Source organism: Lactobacillus nasalidis (assembly GCF_016587775.1).
Taxonomy (GTDB): domain Bacteria; phylum Bacillota; class Bacilli; order Lactobacillales; family Lactobacillaceae; genus Lactobacillus; species Lactobacillus nasalidis.
This window is the reverse complement of sequence record NZ_BOCG01000585.1, coordinates 1-480: the sequence shown is the minus strand read 5'-3', so window position 1 is coordinate 480 and position 480 is coordinate 1. Positions and strand designations below refer to the sequence as shown.

Genomic DNA, 480 nt, shown 5'->3' with positions numbered 1-480 from the left:
CAGGGTGTCGTAGTCGGCTTCACGCTCAGACCCGCCCATGATTTCCCCGTAGCCTTCCGGTGCTTCAACGTCGGCACAGAGGTAGGTCAGCGGGTTTTCCGGGTTCTTCTTCATATAGAACGGCTTGATGGCTACCGGGTAGTTCACGATGAAGAACGGCCGGTCAAACTGCTCTGACAGGTAGGCTTCGTCTGGCGCACCAAAGTCGTCGCCCCACTTGAAGTCTCTGCCGCCTTCTTGCAGCATCTTTACCGCGTCATCGTAGGACAGGCGGGTGTAGTTGCCTTCAGCGGCCGGACGCAGCTTGTCCAGATCCCGGCCCAAGATGCTCAGTTCGTATTCGCAGTGTTCCAGTACCTGGCCAACCACGTAGGACAGGAAGCGTTCCTGCAAATCCAGGGATTCATCCTGGTGCATCCAGGCCATTTCCGGTTCCATCATCCAGAATTCAGTCAGGTGCCGGCGGGTCTTGGAGGCTTC

Annotated in this window: 1 protein-coding gene; it reads right to left on the bottom strand. The window is 57.5% G+C overall.

Annotated elements, in window-relative coordinates; all coding sequences use genetic code 11:
* Window positions 1–480: amino acid--tRNA ligase-related protein (locus tag lacNas_RS10970; RefSeq protein WP_307865709.1), on the bottom strand; the 480-nt coding region annotated here is incomplete at both ends.